Source organism: Candidatus Thermoplasmatota archaeon (assembly GCA_035541015.1).
In the GTDB taxonomy this organism is placed as follows: Archaea; Thermoplasmatota; SW-10-69-26; order JACQPN01; family JAIVGT01; genus DATLFM01.
In genome coordinates, this window is record DATLFM010000050.1 from 1 (window position 1) to 23,576 (window position 23,576).

The window sequence follows — 23,576 nt, forward strand, 5'->3', positions numbered from 1 at the left end:
TGGACGTCTCGATCGTCCGCCGCGTCCGGCCGCTCGTGCCGATGAGGCGGGCGCGCACGCGCGAGACGCGGTCCGCGCGCTTGCCGACGTATTCGGCGATGTCGACGACCTCCAGGAAGACGTCGTCCTGGAAGAGGCGCATGGCGTGCTCCGGCGAGAATCCGCGGCCGATGGCGCGCACGACCTCGCGCACCTTGAGCGCCACGAGCGCGTCGAAGGCCTTCTCGTCGCGGAAGACGACGTCGCCCGTCTGGCCGTCGATGAGAAGCGTCACGCCGCTTCGTTCCTCGAGCTCCTTCTTCACCTTGCCCTCGGGCCCGATGAGCGCCCCCACGCGACGCGTCGGGATGCGCACGCCCTCGATCATCGGCTCGGCCTCCGGGACCGCGGACGGGCCTCGCCGTCCGTTGCGGTCGTTTTCTTGGGCGCCACGAGTTCGGCCACGACCTCCTCGGCGGGCCGGACCTTGGCCCCGTGGCGGGCGAAGAAGCGAGTGACGTTGCGCACGTCGCGCAGGAGGAACTCGCGCGACATGGGGTGCCGCGTCACGACGGCCTGTCCCACGTCGATCCAGAACGGCTTGCCCCCGTGCACGACCACGTTGAACTCGGAAAGGTCGCCGTGAACGAGGTCGGCTTCCTGCCACGCGAGACGGACGTGGGCGATCATGTCCTCGTACGCGCCCGTGGGGTCCTCGATCTCGGCGTCCTTGAGAAGGGGCGCAGGCGTCCCCTGCTCGCCCAGGAACTCCATGCACAGGACGTTTGCGGTCGAGGTGATCGGCGTGGGCACGGGGATGCCCACGTCGTGCAGGCGAAGGAGGTTCTTGTACTCCTTGCGCACCCACAGGTACACGAGCTGCCGGCGGTTGCCCGCCACGCTCTCGAACCGCGGGTCGCCCGAGATGTACTCCTTGAAGGCGTAGAACGTGGCGTTGCTGATGCGGAAGATCTTCACCGCCAGCGCCTTGCCCTTCGGGTCGGTCGCATGGAAGACGTTCGCCTCCTTGCCCGTGCTGATGGGGTAGTCGAGCGTCGCGACCACGCCCTTGTGGATGAGCTTCCAGAGCGCAAGCAGCGTGGCGCGGTCGAAGACCTCGTCCTCCACCTTGCGCGCCCGCTCGTCGCGCAGGAAGTCGCGCTTGCCGGCCTGCCGGGCGCTGCGGATGCGCTGCTCGACGAACTCGAGCTGCTCCTCCGGATCCGGCTCGCGCGCGCGGGGCACAAGGACAAGAAGGAGCGCGAGGCGGTATTTGAACGTGCGGCCGGCTGTGCGGGCGGCCCGCCGCGCCGCCTCGTGCGGAGGGATTTTGCCCGAGGCGAGGGTTGCAGGGCCCGTTGAAGCCAAGCGAGGAGCCCCCGTTCCACGAGCGCGTCTTCCGAATCGTGCAGGACATCCCGCGCGGGCGCGTTGCAAGCTACGGCGACGTCGCCGCACTTGCGGGCTTCCCGCGCTCGGCGCGGCACGTGGCCCGCGCGCTGCGGTGGACGAAGAAGAGCCGCGTGCCCTGGCACCGCGTCGTGGGGGCCGCAGGCGAGGTCCGGATCCACGACCCCGGCCTTCGCAAAGAGCAGATCCGGCGGCTGCGACGGGAAGGCGTCGCGGTGGACGAGCGCGGGCGTTTTTCGTTTGCGCGCTACGCGTGGGACGCGCCACGCTCGTTGCGATGATCATTCATCGCAACCGGGAGACGCCTCAGAACACGTCGATCTGCTTGGGCACTTGCCCGCGGCGCGAGAGGTAGGCGGCCTGCGTCTTCGTGTAGCGCCAGACGACCTCGCACTTCTCGTCCTGGAACTCCCACGGACGCACGACCACGAGGTCGCCCTCGCGGATCCACATGCGGCGCTTCATCTTGCCTGGGATGCGGCCCATGCGCGCCTTGCCGTCCTCGCACATGATCTTCAGGCGCGAGCCGCCGAGGAGCTGGTCGGCGATGCCGAACATCTCCTTCTTCTTCTTGTCCGGCATGCGCACGCGCATCGGCTGGCCCGGGCGCTCCTCGGGGAAAGCCTCCTCTTCCTCCGCGACGGGCGGGACCGCCTCGTCGTCCCCGGTGGATGCGTCTTTGTCTTCGCCCGGAATCACGGCAGGGGCAATGCGGAGGCCGGTATTTATAGAGTAGGGGGTCGCCAGACAGTCGTTCCGCTACGGGCTCGACGACTCCATGCGGACGCGGACGACGTCCGCTTCCGCCCACACGACGGCGGCGGTACCGCTCGCCTTCAGCGCGAAGGACGAGAAGTCGCTTCGAACGTTTGAGGTGTCCACGATCGGGACCGCGTCGGGCGGCGTGGCAGCATCGAGGCTGGCTCTTGCAAACCGGTACCCGGCTCCTTGCTCAAACCAGAGCGCCTGGAGATGGTCGGCGCTCGCAAGAAGCGCCGGATTTTCTGCGGGCCGTCCTTCGTTCCATACGCGCGGGATCGACCACGTCGCGCCGTCGTCGTCGGAGCTGGACAGGAACAAACCTTCCCGCTGCGAGCCCCAGGCGAGGTGGAAGCGTCCGCTTGGATCGACGGCCGCCGCGGGCCAATCCCATTCCAGGCCGGGGGAGGTGGCGGCCACGTCGCGCTGTTCGAACGTACGACCGCGGTCCCGCGAAACGGCGACGCGCAGGGCAAAGTCGGCCGTCGGGCCCGGCGCAATCAGCGAGTAGTAGGGAAGGACGACGGTGCCGTCGAGCCCCACGACGGGTGCCGCCGCGCCCATGACGAAGCGGCGCTCCCACGGCGGCACGGCCGGGAGGAACGGGCCAAACGTGCGTCCGCCGTCGTCGGACCGAGCCATCCAGATGCCCCCGGTGGGGAACTGCGAGAAGGAGGCGTAGAGGCTCCCGTCGGACGCGAAGGCGAGCCATTGGCGGTCCGTTCCGTACGGGCTGGGGGGGATCGCGATTTGGGTCCAAACGTTCGAGGCCCAGCTTGCGCCGCCGTCCTCCGAGAAGGCGATTTGGAGGCCCAGCAGGTAGGCAAAGCCGATGGGCTCGGTCAGCAGCGCGCTGTAGAAGAGGCGGCCGTCCGGCGCGACTTGCACGAGCGCGTCGGCACGATCCGTCCGCAGCGTCGCCTGGGACGGCAGCGGGGGAGGCGAGACCGCCGCGAACGTCACGCCGTCGTCGGTCGACACCGCGATCGTCGTCCCGTAGACCTCCGTCACGTACAGTCGGCCGTCCGGACCCGCTGCGATCGAAGGCTCGAAGCAGTCGAAGCGGCAACCCGAAATCGCGGTCGTCGCCGGGCCGAACAAGGGCGTTGGGAAGGCGGCGGCCGGATCGGGCAACGCGTCGAAGCGTGCGGCCGCCGACGCGGGCTCCGGGGTCGGAACGCCTGGGCCCAGACATCCGGCGAGAACCAGGCCCACCGTCACGAGTACAGGCGCGAGAGCAGCACGCACCACGACCTGCAGGGGACGGGAGCGGCTGATAAGGTTGTTCGTCGCTTCCTTGGAACCGGGGGGTCCGCCGCTACAGGACCGGCCGGTAGAAGTGGGCCGTCGTGAGCGGAAGCGTGCGGGCCTTCTCGACGCGCGCAAGCAGCGAGGGACCGTCGAAGGTGCCGTTGGCGCAGCCGGCAAGGGCGTCCTTGTACGCGCGGACGACGGCCTCGACGTTTCCGGGATGGAGCATCTGCGCGTCGATGCGCAGGCGCTCGATGCCGGCGGCCAGAAGCTCGGGCACGCGGTCGACCATGGCAAGCTCGCGGCTGTTCATCATGTGCATGCGGCACTTGCCGTCCGTGAGGAGCGGGAACACGTACCCGGCCTGGTCGCGGATGGCGTACGTCTCGCGCCGGCACGGCACGTGCTTGCCCTGCGGCCCGTAGCAGCCTTCGGCGGCGCCGATGATGCAGTGCTCGCTGATCATGAGGTGGAGCTGTCCGTGCACGACCGCTTCGACGGGCAGCGCCGCCGTGCGCGCGACCTCCGCCATCTGGCCAAGCGTGAGCTCGGGCGAGAGCGTGACGCCCTCGGCGCCAAACTCGGAGAGGACTCGGATCGTGTAGCTGTTGAAGGCGTTCACGAAGTAGTCCGCGCGCGCGGGAAGGCCAAGCCGCGAGGCAAGCGCGAGCGCGCCGAGGTTGCCGGCCACGACGCCCGCCGGGCCCCGCGCGGCAAGCGCGGGCAGCGTGCGCTCCGCGTAGGCCATGTCCGCCTCGCGCGTGATGTAGGGAAGGTGCAGCCACAGGCGCGCGCCGGCCTTGCGGGTCGATTCGAGGGCGCGCGCGACCCAATCGAGGTTCCAGTCGTCCTTGTCGCCGCCCCATTCGAGCGGCGGGAAGTAGACGTCGTCGGCGCCGCCGGCAAGCGCGGCGTCGAGCGCGCGGAGGTTCGACACGACGACGGAGACCGTGGGCGCCACGCGCGGGCGCTCGGGCAGCGAGAGGAACGACGAGGGGTCGAGCGCCTGGGCCGGGGCGCGCTTCCGCGCGGCGGCCTTGGCGGAAAGGAAAGCCTGCACGGCTTCGCGCCGCGCGCGGTTGAGCTCGCCAAGCGGCGCAAACGCGCCTGGTGGCACCGTGACGTCGAAGTTTCGAGCCTTCAGCGGCGTGTCGCCGAGCTTTCCGAGCTGGTCCTTGACGGCGCGCTCCGAGAGCGGCGTCGAGCGCGCGGGCGCAAGCGGCACGGTGGCGGCGCCCGACGCGTCGCCGTCGCGGATCTCGACGTGGAGCGAAGACGCGTCGGGCGAGGGCGCGCAACGGACCTCGACGGACACGCGCCGGCCCGCCCCCTCGTAGCTTGCGCGCGACTTCTCCTGGAGCTCGCGCGAGAGCGTTCGGTAGACGGGGTCGCCCGCGTTCACAAAGCCCTGCTTGGGCACGGACACGGTCTCGCCGGCCTGCCCCCGCGGGACGGGGTGGCCGCGAAGCTCGATGCGCTCGACGCGCTGGCCAAAGCCGCCTCCCTGCTGCGTCCACACTTCGATGCCGTCACCCACCGAGAGCGTTTCCTCGAGGCGCACGAGCATGCGGTCCTGCCGGAAGCCGGTCACGGTCCCGACGCGGACGCCCCGGTTCTCGCTTCGATCGGGGCTCACGAAGGCGTTGCCGGGCGAATCGACGAGATACGCGGTCGTGAACTGACGGTTGAACGCCTGCTCGAGCTCGCGCCGCTCCTGCGGCGTGATGTGGAAGTTGCCCTTGGCGTAGCGGTCGAGCGCCGTGCGGTAGGCGCGGACGGCCGTGGCGACGTACTCCGGGCGCTTCATGCGCCCTTCGATCTTGAAGCTCGAGACGCCCGCCTCGATGAGCTTGGGCACAAGCTCGATCGTGCAGAGGTCGCGGCTCGACTCAAGGTGCATGCCCTCGGTGGGCACCGTCTGCCAATCCCACGCGGACATGTCGTGGGGGTCCTCCTTCTGGAAGGCGCCAAGCGCAAGCGCGCCCGGGTGTTTGAGGAGGTCGTACGGGAGCCGGCACGTCGAGGCGCACTGCCCCCGGTTGCCGCTTCTCCCGCCGATGAGGCTCGACGAGAGGCATTGGCCCGAGTACGAGTAGCACAGCGCGCCGTGCACGAAGGTCTCGAGCGGAAGGCGCGTTCGCTCGCGCAGGAGGCGGATCTCGGCAAGCGTGAGCTCGCGCGGCAGGATCACGCGCTCGACGCCAAGCGACTCGAGGAGCGAGAGCGCGTGCGAAGACTGGATGCAAGCCTGCGTGGAGACGTGCACGGGAAGCTCCGGGTAGTGCTCCCGCACGAACTTCATGACGCCAAGGTCCTGGACGATGACGGCGTCGGCGCCCAGCGAGGCGAGCTCCGAAAGGTAGGGCGCAAGCTCGCGGAACTCGCCGTTTGCAAGAAGCGTGTTGACGGTGACGTACACGCTCACGTTCTTCACGTGCGCGTACTCGATCGCGCGGGCGAGCTCGTCGCCGTCGAAGTTGACGGCCCGGCCGCGCGCGTGGAACTGGCGGCCGCCCAGGTAGACGGCGTCCGCTCCGTTCTCGACGGCCGCCCGCAGAGCCTCGAAGCTGCCGGCTGGCGCCAGAAGCTCGGGCAGCGGGGACGTGGAAGACGACGACAACGAGGCCACCGAGGCGCAAGCCCCTATTTCAAGGCTCCCGGCGCGCGGGTTTTCTCGCTACCTTTTTCCGCCGTCGCCGCCTTCCCGCTTCGATGCGCGCGCTCCTTGTCCTGGCGCTTCTGCTTGCCCCGCTTGCCGGCTGCCTCTCGGGAGGCGGCGGCAGCCTTTCGGTTGCGGCGAGCGCCCCCCGAACGGCCGACCACCTTCAGATCCAGGCGCTTCTGACGGGCGGAAGCCCGTACACGGGCGAGGGGACGTTCGTGGTCCGCAGCGGGGCGCGCCAGGTCTTCCCCGTGGCCGGCGAGGCGCGCATCTCCTTCGTGGACGGCTCGGCCGTGACGACCGTGCCCTATCGCGAATTCGTGACGCAGAACGGGCAGTACACGGTCGTCGTGAGCGCTCGCGGAGCCACGGGGCAGGCCAGCACGGACGTGTTGAAGGTCATCGACAGCCTTCGCGTGATCGCGCGGTACGACGCCGACGACCGGGAGCTCTCGATCGACGTCAACTTCCTGGCCGGCGCCGCCGGCCCGCCGCAGACGCCCGTCCTCACGACGGGCAACGCGACGATCGAAGTGTTCAACGCCTCGCGCGAGGCGCGCTACACGCGCACGGTCGCCGTGGACGAGCCCTCCTTCGGCTTTGCGGACACGGTCGCCCGGGAGGCGTTCTTCCAGGGCGAGGGCGATTACAAGGTGCAGGTGACGTTCGTGAACGCGCACGCGCGCGGCAACACGGTCGCCAACGACCCCTTCTTCCGGGCGGACGTCGCAAACGTGCGGTAGGCCGAGCCTACATCCCGCGCCCTTCCTTCGCCTTTGCGCGAAGGGTGGAACCGTTGCACTTGCGGCAGCGGGTGGCCCGGGGCGGGTTGCGGGCGTAGCATTTCATGCAGATCTTCCTGTTGAGAAGACGCGCCTCGGCTTCGGGAAACTTGCCCATGATGCCACCGGAACGGGCGTGCCAATGCGCATAGGGTATTTAAGCGTTGGGCGGCGCGGCCTCCGTGGGAAACTCTTCGGGCGTGGCGGCCAGGGGGGCGGCAAGGCCGGGAGCCGGCGAGGCGAGAACGACGGGCGTCGGCGGAGCCACCGAGAGTGTCGGAAGCGGGGGCGGCGTGCGCGCGGCAAGGCCGACCACGGGAATGCGCCGCCGGAACGCGGCGGCCAACGGCGCAGGTGGGGCCTCCGGCGCGGTCGCTTCGGCCTGCCGCATGGCAAGCACGCCCACAAGCGTGAGGCATGCCGTGGCGGCGAGGACGACCCAGAAGAGGTCGCCCAGGAGCGCCAGGATCGCGACGGAGCCGTAGGCGAGGGCCACCGTGACGGCGGCGCTGCCCAAGAGAAGCGGCGGGAAGATGCGTCGCGCGTCGTACCCGAGGCTTCGGCCCAGCGCGGCGGTCCCGGCGCCGCCGCCTCCCTGGTGCGGCACGATCGCGTACGCGATGAGGCTCACGAAGGCCGTCTTCGAGAGCCAAGGGCGGCGGGAGAGGAACCGCTGCGCGGCCGACTCGAAGCGGACGAGCACCGGCCCCACGCGCGGGACCCGTTTCAGGCGCTCCCAGTTCCAGAACACGAGCAGGCACGCGGCCACGTCGAGCGTGAGGAGGTAGGCCACGACAAGCCACGGTTCGAAGTTGCGCGCCACGAGGGCCGGGATGACCGTTTCGCGGCCAAAGGGCGGCACGAGGTACACCGAGAGCCATCCGAGGAATTCGAGCCAGCGCGCGCCCACGGCAAGGGGCACGCTCAAAAGCGCCGCGCCGTACAGGAACCCCGGGATCAGGATCCGGGCCCGGGGCGAAAGCGCGCGCATGCGCGACACTGTCTGCTCTTAAACGCTCATAAGGGTCCTGCGCGAGGCCGTGGGGCGCTGGGGGCCCCGGCCGGAGTCCCGAACCATGCCCTGGGGCTTGCAAGCCCTGGGCGCCGCGATGCCCGGTTCATGTCCCATCGGGAACAGACCGGCGTGCGTGACCGTCGCAATCCGCAACTGGCTCTCGTCGCGCTGGGAGGCCGTGCAGGACTACGAGGACATCCTGGAGGGGCTTCCTGCCGGCTCGCGAGCTTCCTTCTCGCGCGTGGCCCCCCCTTCGCCCCCGGGTCGCCGGCGGCGCGACCGCGCTCCCTTCCACGGCGCCCCGGCGGCGCCGCCCGCGGACGGATGGGCAAACCTGGGCGTCGCGCGGCCCCCGGTGGACGGCGCGGCCTTCGACGAGCTCGCGCGCTTCCTTCGCGTGCGCTAGAGGAAGAGCTTCTGCTTCTCCACGACCTCGGCGCCGTTGCGGGCGCTTGCGTACTCGGCAAGCGGCTGCGCGTTGAGGTCGAAGAATCCGGGCCCCCACTTGAACTTCGACAGGAGCGTCCGCGCGGAGTCCTCTTCGCCGAGGATCCACGTCGCCGCCGCGAAGGCTTCGGCCGTCGTGAGCCGGAACGGTTTCCCGTAGTTCACCGGATTGGCGGCCAGCAGGAACGGCAGCGCACGGCCGTGGAACCGAAGGACCTCGCGAAGGCGCGGGAACTCCTGCTCCGCGTACGCCCACGAGCAGTCGATCGCCAAAAGCCCGTGCGCCTGCGCCGCGGCGCGGTCCTCCCGCGAGAGCGCGCGACCGCTGAAGGGGTCGAGGGCGACGGCGCCGCGCGGCGTTCGCGCGGCCGAGGTGTGCAGCGACAGCAGGGCAAAGCGCGCGAGCTTGCGCGACGTGCACTTGCGGGGATCGTCCTGCTCGATGTGGAGCACGTGGAGGGGGATCATCGCACGACCGCGTCCGTCACGAAATGCACGACGCCCGGGGCGTAGGACTTGACCACGCGCGTGCTCGCCGAGGCAAGCGTGCGCCCGGCATCCCGCGCGGCCGCGGCAATCTCTTCCAGGGGCCGCGCCGGAACCGCTTCGACCGGGCAGGCGTCGTGGTAGTGCAGCGCGCCCCCGCCGGGAGCAAGCGCGCGCATCGCCGTCGGCAGGAAACGACGCGTGTCGCCGAGGTAGCCCAGGAGCACCCGGTCGGCCACGCCCACTGGCGCGGCCTCGCGGCAGTCGCCCAGCACGGCTTCCACGCGGTCCGAGAGGCCGTTTCGCCGCACGTTCTCGACGAGATAGCCGTGGGCCACGGGGTTGCGTTCGATGGCCCTGACGTGAGCCCCCGCGCGCGCCATCGGCAGCGTGAAGTACCCGATGCCGGCGAACAGGTCCACGACGCGCTCCCCGGCCCGCACGACCTTCCCCATCCGCTTGCGTTCGTAGTTGTTGCCGCTCGAATACATGAGGCGGGCCACGTCGAAGGCGAACGAAAGGCCGTCCTCGCGATGCACCGTCTCGGTGCCCGTGCCGTGCAGGAGCCGCATGCGGGGTTCCCGGTGCTCGCCCTGCACGCCGCCCACGTCTTCGAGCACTGTGCGGGCCATGAGCTCCTTGGCGTAGGCTTCCGCGACCTCGCGGCCTCGCGCGTGCAGGCCGGCGGGCAGGCGCAACACGAGGACGTCGCCGTAGAGCTCCCACTTTCGCGGAAGCTGCGCGCGCTCCGAGGGCTCAAGCACGGTTCCAAGGCGCGTGTCGATGCGTTCGAAGGGCGTCGCGCGGCGCGCCGCGGCGAGGGCTTCCACGGGGCGTCAGCGGCAGTGGCGCCCTAAAAAGGTTCGGCCGCGCGGGGGCCCAGGTCGCCTTCCGAAGGGTTCTTGGCGTTCCCCTCGATTGGCCGCCTTGAGGGACATGGTGTCGAGGACCACGATCATGCTTGCCGCCGCCGCGCTCCTGGCGCTCTTGGCCGCGCCGGCCGGCGCGCAAGAGACGCCGGATCCCTGGCCGCGACTGCCCGAGCGGGTGGACGCCGAGATCAGCGCCTCGTTCCGCAACCTCACGGCGATCTCCATCCGCGCCGACCTTCACCTTCGCAAGGCGACGCTCGACGACCAGACCCTGTCGGCTGGCGACATCCGAGCCATCTGGGCGGGCGAGCGGGCGTCCCCGCAGTCGCGCGAGGCGTTCGTGGCGCAGTTGGAGGACATGCTGAAGGCGCGGCTCGAGGCCATCCTGGACGGCGCCTTCCCGGGCTCTGCCATCGCCATCACGCGCTCGAGCGTCGTTCCCGCCTCCCTGAACGGCACGGGCGATTACGATCCGCCCGTCGACGTGCGCGCCGAGGCCGCCATCGCCGCGACGTTGTCCGACCTTGGCATTGCGAGCACGCGCCTCAACGTCACGGAATCCACGATCCAGGCCATCCTGGAGATGGGCGCCGAGATCGCCTGGAGGATCCCCATCGTCGCGCCTCCCGGATGGGATCTGACGCTTGCCGCAAGCGTGCCCGAGCAGTGGGCCGTCCTGCGAGCCGAGGGGGGCGCGGTTGCGGGCGCAAGCGCCGCCGCCTTCCGCGTCGCAAACGGCGAGGATCCCACGGACCGGCGGTTGGAGGCCCTCATCGCGGTCCGGCAGGCCGACGCGCCGACCCACCAGGGGCCCGACGCAAGCGTCGCCGTCCACGTGGACATGCGGGACGTGCAGGGCATCGCCTTCCCCGGCGTTCTCTCGGGCAACCTCGGGTCGCTGCGCATGGAGATCGGCGTCGACGCGCGCTTGCGCGTCGTGGCCGTTCCCGACGACGTGACGGCGAAGCTTCCCTCCGGCGTCACGCTTGCCTACCTCAACAGCGACGCCTTCCGCATCGCTCTTCGCGAGGGGATCCTCACGGCGCAGGACGTGGACCGCTTCGAGCAGGAGTTCCGAAGCCAGTTCGCGGAGCGCATCGTGGCCATCTTCGGCGGCGAGGCCCGGCCCACGGGCGGGCTCGACCGCAACACGCTTGCGGCCTCCTTCATCAACGTCCCGGCAGACGGCTCGCCGCCCATCAGCTTCGGAGCCAAGGCGTCCGTCTCGAAGGACCTCTCGCGCCGGGCCGGCTCGGCGGCCGTCTTCTACACGTTCGCGCAGACGTTCGACCTCGCGCCCTTCCGCGACCTTCCCACCACCTACACGATCGTATTTCCGCGCGGGCTTGCCGTGACGGACGTGACCGCGCCGGGCGCCGACCCGCGCGTCACGAGCGAGAACGGGCGCGACGTCGTCACCCTCACGCCCCAGGAGACCGTGCGCGTGACGGCCTCGATCGCCATCACGGAAGCCTTCCTCGTGGAGAAGTTCTGGTACGTCCTCCTGGCCTTCGTGCTCGTGGCCGTGCTCATCCTGCTTGGGATCGTGACGCTCGCGCGCCGCCGCCGCGGCGGGCGCCGCAAGCCCTCGGAGGAGCCCCCGCCCGAGCCGACGTCGACCTAGGAGAACAGCGACTTCACGAGCGCGGGCGCGCCGTACCGCAAGAGCGAGGGCGCCTTCTTGAAGAGCTGGCGCGCGAGGCGGCTTGGGTAGTCGATGTCGCCAAGCACGTTCACGGTCGCAAGGAGGTCGGGGTCGTCCACCGTCTCGAAGAGGCGCTCGGTCTGCTCGTCCGTGAGGTGGGCAAAGGTGCGGCGCAGCCGGTAGCCGATGGCGATCTCGCGGCCCACGTCGGCCTGCCACCGCGCATGGTACTCCGACAGTCGCGCGTCGGAGAGGTCGTCTTCGGCAAGCGCCGCGTCTGCGACGTCGACGAGGTGCCGGGCGCACTTCAACCCCGTGTAGACGCCACCGCCCGTCGTGGGCTTGGCTTGCCCGGCCGCGTCGCCCACGATCATCACGCGATCCGAGGTCGTGCGTTTGGCCGCGCCGATCGGAATGCATGCGCACACCTCGTACACGGGCCGCGCGGAGGCGACCATGCGGGAGGCTCGCGGATCCTGCGCCATGCGAAGCCAGCGGTCTCGCGCCGTCATGGGCCGGCTTTCCGGCCCCAACCGCTCGGCGCCCATGTTCATGCCCATCTCGACCATGCCAAATCCGCCGCCTTGGGGAACGATCCACGCGAAGAAGCCGGGCGCAAGGTCGCGGCCGAAGAACATCTCCACGTACGGCTCCTCGACGTCGGCAAGCCCCTTCATCTGGGCGCCGTAGCAGGGCAGGAGCTCGCGCGCGCGGGGCAGGCCGAACCAGCGCGCCACGTTCGCCTGCACGCCGTCGGCCCCGACGAGAAGGCGCGTCCGCACCGTCGCGTGTTCGCCCCGCCGGTCCAAGCGCACGGCGACGCCATCGCGGTCGCGCTCGGCCGACAGGGCTCGGGTCCCGCGCAGGACCCGCGCGCCGGAACGCTCCGCCTGCTCGACGCATCGTTGGTCGAAGGCGGGCCGGTTGATGGCCACGGCCATGGTCTTGCCGCCGTCGATCGTGAGCCGACGGCCGCCGGGGCTCCACATGTGGGCGCCGCGGATCTCGTTGAGCAGGATGTCGTCGGACGGAAAGCCGGCGAGGTCGAAGATGCGCGGCGTGAACAGGCCGGCGCACTGCATGGGGGTGCCCACGAGCTCGTGCTCCTCCACGAGCAGGGTCCGGTGCCCGCGCGCCGAAAGGCCCCTGGCCGCCGCCGCTCCGACGGGCCCGCCGCCCACGACGAGCACGTCGACGTCGCCGGAAAACGCCTGGTCCATGGGCGGCTTTTAGTAGGGGGGAGGTCTTCTTCTACCTTTGGTGCTTGCGTGCTCGAATTCCTGACCCATCCCGCAAACGCCACGCTTGTCGCAGGCCTCACGGTTGCCGGGACCGGCCTCTCCATCGCGGGAGTCCTCGCCTTCGCGCGTCGCCAAAACCGCCGCGCCAGGGCCGTTCCGGCTCCGATCGCGGGTCGCCCCGTCGTCGTTCCCGGGCGTCCCCTTCCCGTGAGCAAACCCGCGGAAGCGCCGGCCCCCCTCGACGCTGCGCCGATCGACGCGCGGGCCGCGACCGCGCCGCCCATCGAGGAGGATCTCCTGGCGCGCTACGTCCGCGACGAGGAAGGCAACCTCGTCGGCGAGACCCTGCAGGTGCGCGGCGACGAGGTCGTTCTGAAGCAGGGCGCGCGCTTCTTCGTCGTTCCCCGCGGCGCCGTGTCCGTGAAGGGTCCCGACCTCCTGGCCTCGGACGTGGATTGGGAGGAGGCCGAGGCGGCCGGCGAGGCCTGGCTCGAGAAGCGGCGCGACGTCCTCCGCTACGACGACGACGGGCTGCCCGTGTCGGCCGAGAAGCCCGAATAGGTGAACGGGTGGCGGACTTCGCGTACAAGATGGTCGTCGTCGTCCGCAAGGACCTTCGGCTGGGGCCAGGCAAGCTTGCCGTGCAGGTGGCGCACGCGGCCGTGAGCCTCTCCGAGCTCAACAACAGGCGCGGCCGGCCGGAATACAAGGCCTGGCTTCGCGAGGGACAGAAGAAGGTCGTCGTGAAGGCCGAGAACGAAAGGCATTTGTTCGAGATCCGCGAAGCGGCGGAGCGCATGGGCTTCCCGACGGTGGTGGTGCAGGACGCCGGCCTCACGCAGGTGGAGCCGGGCACCGTGACCTGCGTAGGCATCGGGCCGGACCGCGACTCCGAGATGGACAAGCTGACGGGGGATCTCCCGCTTGGCTGACGCCCGGCGCCCCGAGGGATGGACGGATCCGGAGCTTACGACCTGCGGCGGCTGCCGCCACTTCGAGCAGAGCCTCACGGGCCGGCACGCGTGCCAGCGGGGTCTCGTGCTCGTCGACGGCGTCGCGCGCACGTCGTGCGAGGCGTTCGATCCCTTCGCGCGCGCGCACGGCGGGACGGCCGTGGAATCGTGCGATTGCCACCCCCCGCACGAGCATCCTGAAACCGCGGTGGACGGAAGCGAGTGACGCCTGCGCGCCGCCGGCGCTGGCGCCGTGCCGCGTCCGGCCTCGCTATTCGATCTCCTTCTCCTCGACCCCGGTCGGATCGGCCGAGTGGTCGAGCTCCTCCACGCTCTCGTCGGGCGGACGCGACGACTCCTCGCCCGCGCCGCCGTCGCCGCCTGCGCCTGCGGTTTGACTCGGGCCGCCGGCAAGCTCCCCGGCGATCCGCACCTCGCCCGTTCCCCGGTCGGGGCACTGCATGTTGATGCAAAGGACCCACGGGCGGCGGCCCTTGTTCACGATCTTGATGACCGGCGACTGGCACGTGGCGCAGTGCTGCTGCTCCGACACGATCTTCCCGTACTGGGGAAGCGGGTACGTCTGCTCGCAGTTCGGGTAGTTGCCGCACCCGACGAACCGCTTGCCCGCGCGCCCCTTGCGGATCATGAGGGGGCCTCCATCCTTGGGGCACCGGCCGACCGTGTTCTGCGCGTCGATGGCCTTGCGAACGGTGACCGCGATCTTGTCGCGGTTGCTCTCGAGCACGTCGAGGATCTCGAGCAGCATGCGGCGCGAGTCGTCCACGACCTCGTCGAGGCGCTTTCGCCCCTCGGCGATCTCGTCCATCTCCTTCTCGAGCGCCGCCGTCATCTCGGGCCGGGCGATGTGCGAAGCGTAGTTCTCGAGCGCGTCGGTCACGGCAAAGGCGGTCTCGTTGGGCTCGGGCGGCGAGTTGCGGACGTAGCCGCGCGCGTAGAGCTTGTTCAGGATCTCGTGCCGCGTCGACTTCGTGCCAAGGCCAAGCGCCTCCATCTCCTCCAGGAGGCGGCCCTGCGAGAAGCGCTTGGGCGGCTGGGTCGTCTTGCGCTCCACGTCCACCTGGACCACGCGCGCGCGGTCCCCGCCGGCAAGCGGAGGCAGGAGAGCCTCCTTCGACGAGACGTAGGGATAGACGCCCTTCCAGCCGGGCTCCAGCATGCGTTGGCCGCGCGCCTCGAACGGCTCGCCGCCCACGTCGAGCGCGACGCGGATGTTCTCGATGCGCGCCTCGTCCGAAAGCGTCGCGAGGAACCGGCGCGCGACGAGCTCCCACACCTTCCACCCGTCCGCGTCGAGATCCGACTTGCGCGGCGCGCCCGTGGGATGGATGGGCGGGTGGTCGGTCGTCTTCTTCTTGCCCTTCGTGGGCGAGAGCTCGGGCTTCTCGAGGATGCGCTCGGCCAGGTGCCCGACTTGCTCCTGCGTCGCGAGCTTCTTCAGGATGTCGCGAAGGTCGAGCTCGGGCGGGTACTGCGTGTTGTCCGTGCGCGGGTAGCTCACCCACCCGTTCATGTACAGGTTCTCGGCCACGTTCATCGCGCGCGCGGCCGAGAGGCCAAGGCGCGTGGCGGCGGCGAGGAACGCGGTCGTGTGGAACGGCTCCGGGGGCTTCTCGCGCCGCTCCGTCCGGTGCGCCTCCGTCACCACCGCCTCGGCGGCCGCCTTGGCGCGGGCCAGCGCGGCCGTCGCGCTCGCCTCGTCGTCGAAGCGGCCCTGCTTGTGGCTTGCCGGGAAGCTCGTCTCCTTCTCGAGCGTCGCCGCGATCTCCCAGTAGGGCGTCGGAACGAACGCCCGGATCTCCTTCTCCTTGTCCACGACAAGGGCAAGCGTTGGGCTCTGCACGCGCCCGATCGACAGGAAATCCTGGCCGACTTGGCCCGAGGCGAGCGAGATGAAGCGCGTGAGCGACGCGCCCCAGGCAAGATCGATCACCTGGCGCGCCTCCGCGCTTGCGGCGAGGTTGTCGTCGATGGCCGCGAGGTTCCCGAAGGCGCGTCCGATCTCCTCGGTCGTGATGGACGAGAAGCGCGACCGAACGGCCTCCACGCCGGGGTTGGCCTCGCGCACGAGGCCAAGCGCCTCGACGCCGATGAGCTCGCCCTCGCGGTCGAAGTCCGTCGCCACGACGACCTTGTGCGCCTCCTTGGCAAGCGTCGAGAGCGCGGCGGCGATCTCCTTTTCCTCGACGCGCCGCTCGGGGGCGACCGTGACGAGCTCGCGCGGGTCCACCTTGAACCAGCGGTTGTACTTGCGCGGGTAGTCCATGGCGACGATGTGGCCCTTCAACCCCACGACGGCCCAGGGCTTCCCCTCGCGCTCGAACTCGTAGACGGGGATGCCCTTGATCTTGAAGATCTTGAGCTTGCCCTCGGAGAGGATCTTTGCGATCTTCTCGGCCGCGATGTTCTTCTCCGAGACGACAAGCGTGAGGCCCTTCTGGCGCTTCTTTCGGGTATTGGCATCCGGCTTCTCGGCCGCGGCCGCCCGGTCCTTGGCGGCGGCCTTGCGGCGGGCCTTCACGGTCGCCTGCTTGGAGGGTGCCTTCTTGGCCGCGGGCGGCTCGGAGGGCGGCGCGGGCGCGGCGGTCTCCTCGTTCATCGGAATGCCGTCGTCATGCCGGCCTTCGCTATTTGTCGATTTCGGAATCTGGGCCGCTTCCTCGTGCGCGCGCGTGCAGACCGCGCGCCCGCGCGCACGCGACGCGCGCGCACGCGTGTAATCGTACGTGCGTGCCCGCGCGCGAGGCGGCGTCAGGGGACCTTGAGCGGGTAGAGCTGCTTTGCCTCGGTGGGCGAGAGCTCGACCTTGCGCGACCACACCCACCCCTCGTGCTCGCGGACGAAGGCCGCGACCTTCTCGCCCAGATCAAGCGGCAGGAGGAGCGCGCCGCGCCGCAATCGGCGGTGCGGCTTTCCCGTGAGGAACCCCGGGCGCTCGTAGGCGTACTTGCCGCGGTGCGAGCGGTCCACGTACCCGAACAGTTTGCGCTCGAACCGTCGCCGCGCCGCGGCCGTCGCTTCCGCCTCGTGCCCGTAGACGAGCACCCAACCCAACGCCATGTTACTGCGCAACTGCGCAGTAACGCTTATTCCCTTCGGTAGAGCCAAGCCCTCCCCCCGCTTTGCGGCTGGCGCCCATGCTTCCCGTCTACTTCTCCCCCGCCTTCCTCCTCCACGACACGGGCCCCGACCACGTGGAGCGCCCCGCCCGCGCCGAGGCCATCGCGCAGGCGCTCCGCGCGGAGCCCTTCGCGCGCCGCGTGCGCTTCCGCGAGCCTTCGCCCGCGGACGAGGAGGACCTCGCCGCGGTGCATGCGCGGCCCATGATCGCAAGCCTCCGCCGCTTCTGCGCCGACGGCGGGGGCTCGCTCGATGCGGACACGGTCGCCGTTCCCGCGTCGTGGGACGCGGCGCTTCGCGCCGCGGGCGCGGTCGTGCAGGCGGCCGCGGAGGCGGCGTCGCGGGAGGCGCCGCGCGCCTTCTGCGTCGTCCGCCCGCCCGGCCACCATGCGACCCCCGAGCGCGCGATGGGCTTCTGCCTCTTCAACAACGTGGCCGTGGCCGCGCGCGCGGTGCTTCGCCGGCGCTTGGCGCGACGCGTCCTCGTCGTGGACCACGACGTGCACCACGGCAACGGCACGCAGGACGTCTTCTGGCGCGACCCCGACGTGCTGTACTTCAGCGTCCACCAGAGCCCGTTGTACCCGGGAACGGGGTCGGCAAGCGAGATCGGCGAAGGCGAGGGCGAAGGTTTCACGGTGAACGTTCCCGTGCCGCCGGGAAGCGGCGAGACGGCTTGGAACGCCGCCGTCGAGGAGATCCTTCTTCCGGTCGCCGACGAGTTCGATCCCGAGCTCATCCTGGTGAGCGCCGGCTTCGACAGCCACCATGACGATCTCCTCGGCTCGCTTGCGCTCACGAGCGACTTCTACGGCAGCCTGCTGCGCCGCGTGCGCGAGATCGACGACAAGATCGTCGTGGCGCTCGAAGGCGGCTACAATCTCGACGCCGTCGCGAAAAGCGCCGCAAGCGAGGTCGCCGTCCTCTCGGGCGTGGACCTTGCGCCGTGGGGCGAGAAGGCTCGCGAGCGGACGGACGCGCGTGGGTCCATCGACGCGGCCAAGCGGGCGCTGCGGGATCACTGGGACCTGTAGTTGTCCGGCAACGTTCACGTGCCGGCGGCCGACAACGCAGAGGCATGCGAACCTTGACGAAGATCGTGCTGGGCGTGGCGGCCGCCGTCGCGCTCGTCCGGCTGTACCGCTCCATGCGGACGTAGGCCTTCGGGCTAGCGCACGACCGAAACGGAAAGCCCGTCGCCCACGGGCACGATCGCGCTCACGAGTCGCGGGTGCGCGAAGATGCGCTCGGTGAAGGCGCGGATGCCCTCGGTGTCCGCGTCGCGGGCGGAGGCGTCCATCACGCGTCCCTGCCACAGCACGTTGTCGGCCGCGATGATCGTGCCGCGCGACGCCAGGCGCAAGGCCTCCGCGAGGTACGCCGGGTACTCGGCTTTCGCCGCATCGAGGAAGATGAGGTCGTACGGCGGCGAGAGCGTGGGGAGGACCAAGAGCGCCGCGCCGCGAAGCACGCGGACGCGCGCCTCGAGGCCCTCCTTGCGAACGTTCGCTTCGGCCACGGCGGCCGTGGCGGCGTCGATCTCGATCGTCTCGAGCGCTCCCTCGGGGTCCATGCCGCGGGCGATCCACAGCGCGCCGTAGGCGTGCAGGCATCCGATCTCGAGCGCGCGGCGCGCCGGGCGGACGGCCGCGAGCGCGCGAAGCGCCGACCCCGTGTCCGGCCCGATGCAGGGAAGCCCCTCGCCCTCGCAGGCTTCGCGGATGCGGCGCATGCCGGGCGTCTCGGCGTGCGGGAGCGAGAAAAGGTAGTCCTGGACGCGGGGCGACACGTGCGTCTCATGGAGCGACATGGGCGCCTCGTTTCCTGCAGGCCATCCCCAACCGTGAAGCTTTTCTAGCCGACGACCCGTCCCCGCCCGTCCATGTCGCTTCTGGCCTGCCCCATCGACTTCCGGTACGGTCGCGAGGCCATGCGGCGCATCTTCTCCGAGGAAGGCCGGCTCGCGCGCTTCCTCGCCGTGGAGGCGGCGCTTGCCGCCGCGCACGCAAGCGTCGGAAACGTTCCGCCGGACGCCGCGCGCGAGATCGCGCGCAAGGCCACGACGCAGCACGTCACGGTCGCGCGCGTGAAGGAGATCGAGGCGACGATCCGGCACGACCTCATGGCCGTCGTGCGGGCGCTCACCGAGCGGTGCGAAGGGGGCGCGGGCGCGTACGTGCACCTCGGGGCGACAAGCTACGACATCATCGACACCGCGACGGCGCTGCAAGTCGCCGCGGCCCTCGACTTCCTGGAGGACGCCCTGCGGGATCTCCTGCGCGAGCTTTCGCGCCTTGCGCGCGAGCACCGCGACACGCCGTGCGTGGGACGCACGCACGGCCAGCACGCCGTTCCCATGACCTTTGGCCTCAAGATGGCCGTCTTCGCGCTCGAGACGCAGCGGCATCTCGTGCGGCTGCGCGAGGCCCGCCCGCGCGTCGTCGTGGGCAAGATGTCGGGCGCCGTGGGAACGGGCGCGGGGCTTGGGCCCAAGGCGCTGGCGATCGAAGCCGAGGTCGGACGGGCCCTTGGCATCGCCATGGAGGAGGGTCCCACGCAGATCGTGCAGCGCGACCGCCTCGCGGAGCTCCTGGGGCACCTCGCCAACCTCGCGGCAAGCCTCGAGAAGTTCTCGACCGAGGTGCGAAACCTCCAGCGCACGGAGATCGGCGAGGTGCACGAGGGCTTCGACGTCGAGCGGCAGGTGGGCTCCTCGACGATGGCCCAGAAGCGGAACCCCGTCCGGGCCGAGAACGTGTCCTCCCTGGCGCGCCTGGTCCGAAGCTTCACCTTCCCCGCTTACGAAAACGCCGTGCAGTGGCACGAGCGCGACCTTGCCAACAGCGCCAACGAGCGGTTTCTCATCCCCCACGCGCTCATCCTGGCCGACCACGCGGTCGTGACCTGCGCGGAGCTCTTCCGCGACCTGCACGTGGACCGCGAGCGCATGCTTGCGAACCTTCGCGCGACCCCCACCATCCTCTCGGAGGCCGTCATGGTCGCGCTCGTGGAGAAGGGCATGGGCCGGCAGGACGCGCACGAGGCCGTGCGCCGCGCCGCCCTCTCCGGCGGGGACTTCCGCTCGGCGCTCCTTGCCGACAAGGCCATCGCGGACCGGATGCCGGCCCGCGACCTCGACGCGCTGCTTGCCCCGGAGAAGCACGTGGGCCACAGCGGCGCCATCGTCGACCGCGCGCTTGCCCGGCTGGCGCAGGATCTCGGGAAGGGACCGTGACCGCCGGCGAGCCGGAGCTGCGCCGGCCGTGGGCGCGTCTTGCGATTGCGGCGGTCGCCGTCGCCCTTGTCGCCGGCCTGCTGCTCCAGCTTGCAAGCGAGCAGGTCGCCCTCTCGCCGGAGGCGCTTCGCGAGGCCGTTGCGGCAGCGGGCGTCCTTGCGCCCCTGGCCTTCATCGTCCTGCACGCCGCCGCGATCCTCGTCGTCGTCCTCCCGTCCACCTTGTTCATCGTTGCGGCCTCCATCCTGTTCCCGTTCTGGCTTGCAGTCCCCGTCGCCATCGCGGGCTCGACGCTCGGGGGCACGAGCGCCTTCGTCCTGTCGCGGTACGGCGGTCGCCAGCGGGTCGAGCGCCTCTTGGCGCGGCAGTTCGAGGCGCTCGACGAGAGCGTCTCGCGCGGAGGCTTCGTGGTGGTGCTGGCGCTTCGTCTCATCGCGATCCCGCCCTTTGCCCTCACGAGCTACCTCTTGGGGCTTACGGGCATCCGCGCCCGCGAGTTCGTGGCCGGTACCGCGTTGGGCATCCTTCCCTACACGGTCCTCTTCACGTACCTTGGAGCGGCGGTCCTCGAAGCCCGCGGCAACCCGGCGGCCCTCCTGCGTCCCGACTTCCTCCTCCTCACGGGCGCCGCCGTCGCGGCCGGGATCGCGCTCCTGGCCGCCCTCTACCTGCGTTTTCGCCGGCCCGCGCCGCAACGGCCCGCCGCGATCCTTCCGCCCGCCCGCGATCCGCCCGCGTGAGCGCATCGCAAGCGTCAAGCTTCCGGACACGCTGTCGGCGGCCGTGACGCGCCGGAGCCTTCCGCTTGCCCTCCTTCTCGTTCCGGTGGTGGCGCTCTCCGGCTGCGCGCTCCTGGGGCCCCCGCCGCTCGACGGACGCGTGCCGGAATGGCGCGTGGGCGACACGTGGCAATACCGCCTCACGGCGCAGGACCTTGCGCGCGGGACGACCCTCCACACGTCGCCCGTCCTCACGGTCCTCGCGGCCGAGGGCGTGGCGGGCGCAAAGCCCGTGTACACGGTGAACGTCTCCACGCTCGAACAGGGATTCCAGCAGACGGCCCGCTTCACCGTGGACGACCTCAACGAGATGGACGGCGCGGTCGAGATCGTCCGGTACGACTTTCCCCTCTCCGTCGGGAAGCGATGGACCGCGACGCGCGAGGTGATGGGCGGCACGTCCTCCGGGGAGGCGACCGTGACGCGCGAGGCGCGGGGCGTCTCCGTGCGCGCGGGAAGCTTCGACGCCTTCGAGATCGTCGCGCGGTACCGGTTCCTCGACGCCGACGGGAACCCGCGGGCCAACCTCACGGTCACGACGTACTTTTCTCCGCAGGTCCGCAATCTCGTCCTCGAGGAACAGCGGGACGACGACCGCGGCGAGCTCGTCTCCCGCCGCGAGCTCGCAAGGTACCAGATTTAAGCGTCCGGCGCGATTCTCCCGCGTGGACGCAAGCGAGCGCCTGCGCCTTGTGCGCGAGGTCGGCGAGGAGATCGTCACGGAGGAAGAGCTCTCCGACCTCCTCGACCGCAAGGCAAGCCCTGTCGCCTACGACGGCTTCGAGCCCTCCGGCACGGCCCACATCGCTCAAGGCGTCATGCGCGCCATCAACGTCAACAAGATGACGCGCGCCGGCTGCCGCTTCACCATGTTCGTGGCCGACTGGCACGCCTGGGCCAACAACAAGATGGAGGGCGACCTCGAGAAGATCCGGGTCACGGGCCGCTACCTCATCGAGATCTGGCGCGCCACGGGCATGGACCTCTCGAAGGTCGACTTCGTGTGGGCCTCCGACCTCGTGCAGGACCAAGCGTACTGGAAGACCGTCATGCAGGTCGCGCGCGAGGCGAGCCTCGACCGCGTGCTCCGCACGACGCAGATCATGGGCCGATCGGAGAAGGACAAGCTCTCCGCCGCGCAGATCCTCTACCCGTGCATGCAGGCGGCCGACATCTTCCACCTCAAGGCCGACATCACGCAGCTGGGCATGGACCAGCGCAAGGTCAACATGCTCGCGCGGGAAGTCGGTCCCAAGCTTGGCTTTTGGAAGCCGGTCGTCGTCTCCCACCACATGCTCATGGGGTTGCAGGCGCCGCCCCCGCCGGGCGCAAGCGCCGAGGAGCGCGCCACCGCGATGAAGATGTCGAAGTCGAACCCCGACTCGGCCATCTTCATGACGGACACGCCCGAGCAGGTCGCGGCGAAGATGAAGAAGGCGTACTGCCCCGAGAAGCAGGTCGCCGAGAACCCCGTCCTCGAGTACTTCCGCCACATCGTCTTCGAGCGCTTCCCCGAGGTCGCGATCGAACGCCCCGCCAAGTTCGGAGGCGACGTCGCCTTTGCGAGCTACGGCGAGTTCGAGAAGGCGTTTGCCGAGGGCAAGGTCCACCCCATGGACGCAAAGGGCGCGTGCGCGAAGCACGTGAACCTGCTCCTCGACCCGGTGCGCGAGCACTTCGCGAAGAGCCCCGAGGCCCGCCGGCTCAAGGAGCAGGTGGAGAGCTTCCGCGTCACGCGGTAGGCAAGCGGCTATTCCGGCCCGCAAGGACCGTAGTGGCCCCGCCACGTTTGGCCCGTCTTCTTCCAATAGCACATGTAGTGCCAGGTTCCCTCGCCGTCCGTAACCCAATGGCACACGCGGACCTCCTCCCAGCACTCCGCCCAATGCTTGGTGTCCTGGCTGTACTTGCAGCACCATCGCGTCGCGCCACGGCCGAGCCAGTCCCCGTCGTCCACCACGACGCATTCCATTGCCGGCTCGCCTAGGTGGTGGGCCTGCGCTGGCAAGGACGCAAGCGCCCACGCCACAAGGGCTACGACGGAAAGCAGGCGTCGCGCCATGTTTGCACCCTCATCGAGCCCGTGCCGGCACTCGGCGCGCAGCGGTCGCAAGCAGGCCCAGCACGATGTGTCTTGACGTCATGCGGAGCGTTCGAGGGCCCCCGCGGGCATAAGCCGATTCGCCGCGGTTTTGGACCCAAAGCGCCGACTGCGCTAGGAGCCGTCGTTGGCGGGATACGCCAGCGTCACTGCGTCAAAGTAGCTGTTGTCCGGGCATTCGAGGAGGCCCATGAGCCATCGGTCGATCAGGTGTTGGTTGCACGCAGAGACGTCCTCGCCGCCGGAGAGCGGCGCCACGCAGGCGTACGTGAGCAGGGTCATCACGCACGCGCCCACCAAGGGGGGCGAGGGATCGACGCACGCGCCGGCGACCACATGCTCCCTGCTGGCGTGGGCGCACGCGGTCACCCCGAGGCTGTAGCCCGCGAACAGGCGGGAGCCGTCGGCGGAAACGGCAAGGCCCGTCAGGATGTCGTCTCCGTGTCCCAGCCCGTCGTATCGAAGGTGCGACAGCGGCGCGCCGTCGGCCGTCGCGAAACCTGCCACCACGTAGTCGAAATCGCCGCGGGGCCCCTGGCTTGCGCCTCCGGCGATCACGCGGCCTTGCGCGCCGTCCACCGCCAGGGTCGTGGCAAGGTCCAGTCCGTGGCCTCCGTCGAAGGTGGCGTGCCACCGCGTTTGGCCCGTTTGGCGGTCCAAGGCGTGCACGGCCATGTCGGCCCAGCCGGAGGCGACGTACGCGGTGGTTTCGTCGAACGCGACGTTCACGCCGTAGGGTCCGCTTGCAAGGTCCAGCGCGGCCCACCGCTTGGCCCCCGTGAGGGGGTCCCATGCGATCGTAAGCGAGTGGCCCGTGG

The 23,576-nt window shown here is 70.3% G+C and carries 27 protein-coding genes; 12 read left to right on the forward strand and 15 right to left on the reverse strand.

Annotation, left to right across the window (positions count from 1 at the left end):
• Positions 1-367: KH domain-containing protein (locus VM681_04475; protein HVL87252.1), on the reverse strand; the 367-nt coding region annotated here is incomplete at its 3' end.
• The gene (locus VM681_04480; GenBank protein HVL87253.1) at positions 364-1,224 is read right to left on the reverse strand and encodes a serine protein kinase RIO; all 861 of its coding nucleotides are present in this window, start codon (positions 1,222-1,224) and stop codon (positions 364-366) included. The genes VM681_04475 and VM681_04480, both read right to left, overlap by 4 nt.
• Positions 1,225-1,337: 113 nt before the next feature.
• Here VM681_04480 and VM681_04485 point away from each other — a divergent pair, with 113 nt between their 5' ends.
• On the forward strand, positions 1,338-1,670 hold the full coding sequence (locus VM681_04485) for a methylated-DNA--[protein]-cysteine S-methyltransferase (protein ID HVL87254.1): 333 nt from the start codon (positions 1,338-1,340) through the stop codon (positions 1,668-1,670).
• Positions 1,671-1,695: 25 nt separating this feature from the next.
• Here the strand turns inward: VM681_04485 and eif1A are convergent, their stop codons facing one another.
• The 3 genes from eif1A to VM681_04500 all read right to left on the reverse strand — a co-directional run bounded on the left by eif1A (position 1,696) and on the right by VM681_04500 (position 6,019).
• Entirely contained in the window at positions 1,696-1,983 is a 288-nt protein-coding gene (gene eif1A, locus VM681_04490) for a translation initiation factor eIF-1A (protein ID HVL87255.1), read from the reverse strand.
• 165 nt (positions 1,984-2,148) lie between these two features.
• Positions 2,149-3,399: a sialidase family protein gene (locus VM681_04495; protein ID HVL87256.1), complete on the reverse strand. Its 1,251-nt coding sequence runs from the start codon at positions 3,397-3,399 to the stop codon at positions 2,149-2,151.
• Between the two features lie 67 nt (positions 3,400-3,466).
• Positions 3,467-6,019 (reverse strand): U32 family peptidase, encoded by a 2,553-nt coding sequence (locus VM681_04500; GenBank protein HVL87257.1) that lies wholly within the window; start codon positions 6,017-6,019, stop codon positions 3,467-3,469.
• A gap of 92 nt (positions 6,020-6,111) precedes the next feature.
• On the opposite strand from VM681_04500, the gene VM681_04505 reads away from it, so the two are divergent.
• Entirely contained in the window at positions 6,112-6,804 is a 693-nt protein-coding gene (locus VM681_04505) for a hypothetical protein (protein HVL87258.1), read from the forward strand.
• A gap of 7 nt (positions 6,805-6,811) precedes the next feature.
• Here the strand turns inward: VM681_04505 and VM681_04510 are convergent, their stop codons facing one another.
• Positions 6,812-6,961, reverse strand: a complete 150-nt coding sequence (locus tag VM681_04510; protein ID HVL87259.1) for a 50S ribosomal protein L40e — start codon at positions 6,959-6,961, stop codon at positions 6,812-6,814.
• Between the two features lie 39 nt (positions 6,962-7,000).
• A complete protein-coding gene (locus VM681_04515) occupies positions 7,001-7,834 on the reverse strand; it encodes a hypothetical protein (GenBank protein ID HVL87260.1) in 834 nt (277 codons plus the stop codon).
• Between the two features lie 157 nt (positions 7,835-7,991).
• Here VM681_04515 and VM681_04520 point away from each other — a divergent pair, with 157 nt between their 5' ends.
• A complete protein-coding gene (locus VM681_04520) occupies positions 7,992-8,264 on the forward strand; it encodes a hypothetical protein (GenBank protein ID HVL87261.1) in 273 nt (90 codons plus the stop codon).
• On the opposite strand, the gene VM681_04525 is transcribed toward VM681_04520, so the two are convergent.
• Both VM681_04525 and VM681_04530 read right to left on the reverse strand, forming a co-directional pair.
• Positions 8,261-8,773, reverse strand: coding sequence for a DUF367 family protein (locus VM681_04525; GenBank protein ID HVL87262.1), 513 nt, complete (start codon positions 8,771-8,773; stop codon positions 8,261-8,263). The two genes, VM681_04520 and VM681_04525, sit on opposite strands and share 4 nt — an antisense overlap.
• A complete protein-coding gene (locus VM681_04530) occupies positions 8,770-9,621 on the reverse strand; it encodes a class I SAM-dependent methyltransferase family protein (protein HVL87263.1) in 852 nt (283 codons plus the stop codon). The genes VM681_04525 and VM681_04530 overlap by 4 nt, the downstream gene beginning before the upstream one ends.
• Before the next feature lie 106 nt (positions 9,622-9,727).
• Here VM681_04530 and VM681_04535 point away from each other — a divergent pair, with 106 nt between their 5' ends.
• A complete protein-coding gene (locus VM681_04535) occupies positions 9,728-11,287 on the forward strand; it encodes a hypothetical protein (protein HVL87264.1) in 1,560 nt (519 codons plus the stop codon).
• On the opposite strand, the gene VM681_04540 is transcribed toward VM681_04535, so the two are convergent.
• Complete coding sequence (locus VM681_04540) at positions 11,284-12,528, reverse strand: NAD(P)/FAD-dependent oxidoreductase (GenBank protein HVL87265.1); 1,245 nt, start codon at positions 12,526-12,528, stop codon at positions 11,284-11,286. The genes VM681_04535 and VM681_04540 overlap by 4 nt on opposite strands.
• 48 nt (positions 12,529-12,576) lie before the next feature.
• On the opposite strand from VM681_04540, the gene VM681_04545 reads away from it, so the two are divergent.
• The 3 genes from VM681_04545 to VM681_04555 are packed head-to-tail and all read left to right on the forward strand — an operon-like array spanning position 12,577 to position 13,728.
• A complete protein-coding gene (locus tag VM681_04545; GenBank protein ID HVL87266.1) occupies positions 12,577-13,110 on the forward strand; it encodes a DUF5749 family beta-barrel protein in 534 nt (177 codons plus the stop codon).
• A gap of 29 nt (positions 13,111-13,139) precedes the next feature.
• The gene (gene pth2, locus VM681_04550; GenBank protein ID HVL87267.1) at positions 13,140-13,481 is read left to right on the forward strand and encodes a peptidyl-tRNA hydrolase Pth2; all 342 of its coding nucleotides are present in this window, start codon (positions 13,140-13,142) and stop codon (positions 13,479-13,481) included.
• Positions 13,474-13,728 carry a hypothetical protein gene (locus tag VM681_04555; GenBank protein ID HVL87268.1) on the forward strand — a complete coding sequence of 85 codons (255 nt, stop codon included), beginning with the start codon at positions 13,474-13,476 and terminating at the stop codon, positions 13,726-13,728. The genes pth2 and VM681_04555 overlap by 8 nt, the downstream gene beginning before the upstream one ends.
• 45 nt (positions 13,729-13,773) lie before the next feature.
• On the opposite strand, the gene VM681_04560 is transcribed toward VM681_04555, so the two are convergent.
• Positions 13,774-16,122 carry a DNA topoisomerase I gene (locus VM681_04560; GenBank protein HVL87269.1) on the reverse strand — a complete coding sequence of 783 codons (2,349 nt, stop codon included), beginning with the start codon at positions 16,120-16,122 and terminating at the stop codon, positions 13,774-13,776.
• Between the two features lie 152 nt (positions 16,123-16,274).
• Complete coding sequence (locus tag VM681_04565) at positions 16,275-16,583, reverse strand: hypothetical protein (protein HVL87270.1); 309 nt, start codon at positions 16,581-16,583, stop codon at positions 16,275-16,277.
• A 77-nt stretch (positions 16,584-16,660) separates the two neighbouring features.
• Here VM681_04565 and VM681_04570 point away from each other — a divergent pair, with 77 nt between their 5' ends.
• Entirely contained in the window at positions 16,661-17,677 is a 1,017-nt protein-coding gene (locus VM681_04570) for a histone deacetylase (protein HVL87271.1), read from the forward strand.
• A gap of 134 nt (positions 17,678-17,811) precedes the next feature.
• Here the strand turns inward: VM681_04570 and VM681_04575 are convergent, their stop codons facing one another.
• Complete coding sequence (locus VM681_04575) at positions 17,812-18,453, reverse strand: O-methyltransferase (GenBank protein HVL87272.1); 642 nt, start codon at positions 18,451-18,453, stop codon at positions 17,812-17,814.
• A 72-nt stretch (positions 18,454-18,525) separates the two neighbouring features.
• On the opposite strand from VM681_04575, the gene purB reads away from it, so the two are divergent.
• From purB to VM681_04595, 4 genes are read left to right on the forward strand one after another with little or no spacing between them, the layout of a single operon-like run.
• Entirely contained in the window at positions 18,526-19,878 is a 1,353-nt protein-coding gene (purB, locus tag VM681_04580) for an adenylosuccinate lyase (GenBank protein HVL87273.1), read from the forward strand.
• Positions 19,875-20,618 carry a TVP38/TMEM64 family protein gene (locus VM681_04585; GenBank protein ID HVL87274.1) on the forward strand — a complete coding sequence of 248 codons (744 nt, stop codon included), beginning with the start codon at positions 19,875-19,877 and terminating at the stop codon, positions 20,616-20,618. The genes purB and VM681_04585 overlap by 4 nt, the downstream gene beginning before the upstream one ends.
• 43 nt (positions 20,619-20,661) lie before the next feature.
• Positions 20,662-21,300 (forward strand): hypothetical protein, encoded by a 639-nt coding sequence (locus VM681_04590; protein ID HVL87275.1) that lies wholly within the window; start codon positions 20,662-20,664, stop codon positions 21,298-21,300.
• A gap of 22 nt (positions 21,301-21,322) precedes the next feature.
• A complete protein-coding gene (locus VM681_04595) occupies positions 21,323-22,399 on the forward strand; it encodes a tyrosine--tRNA ligase (protein HVL87276.1) in 1,077 nt (358 codons plus the stop codon).
• An 8-nt stretch (positions 22,400-22,407) separates the two neighbouring features.
• Here the strand turns inward: VM681_04595 and VM681_04600 are convergent, their stop codons facing one another.
• Positions 22,408-22,719 carry a hypothetical protein gene (locus tag VM681_04600; GenBank protein ID HVL87277.1) on the reverse strand — a complete coding sequence of 104 codons (312 nt, stop codon included), beginning with the start codon at positions 22,717-22,719 and terminating at the stop codon, positions 22,408-22,410.
• A gap of 153 nt (positions 22,720-22,872) precedes the next feature.
• Positions 22,873-23,576, reverse strand: a 704-nt coding sequence (locus tag VM681_04605; GenBank protein HVL87278.1) for a hypothetical protein, incomplete at its 5' end; no start/stop codon positions are given.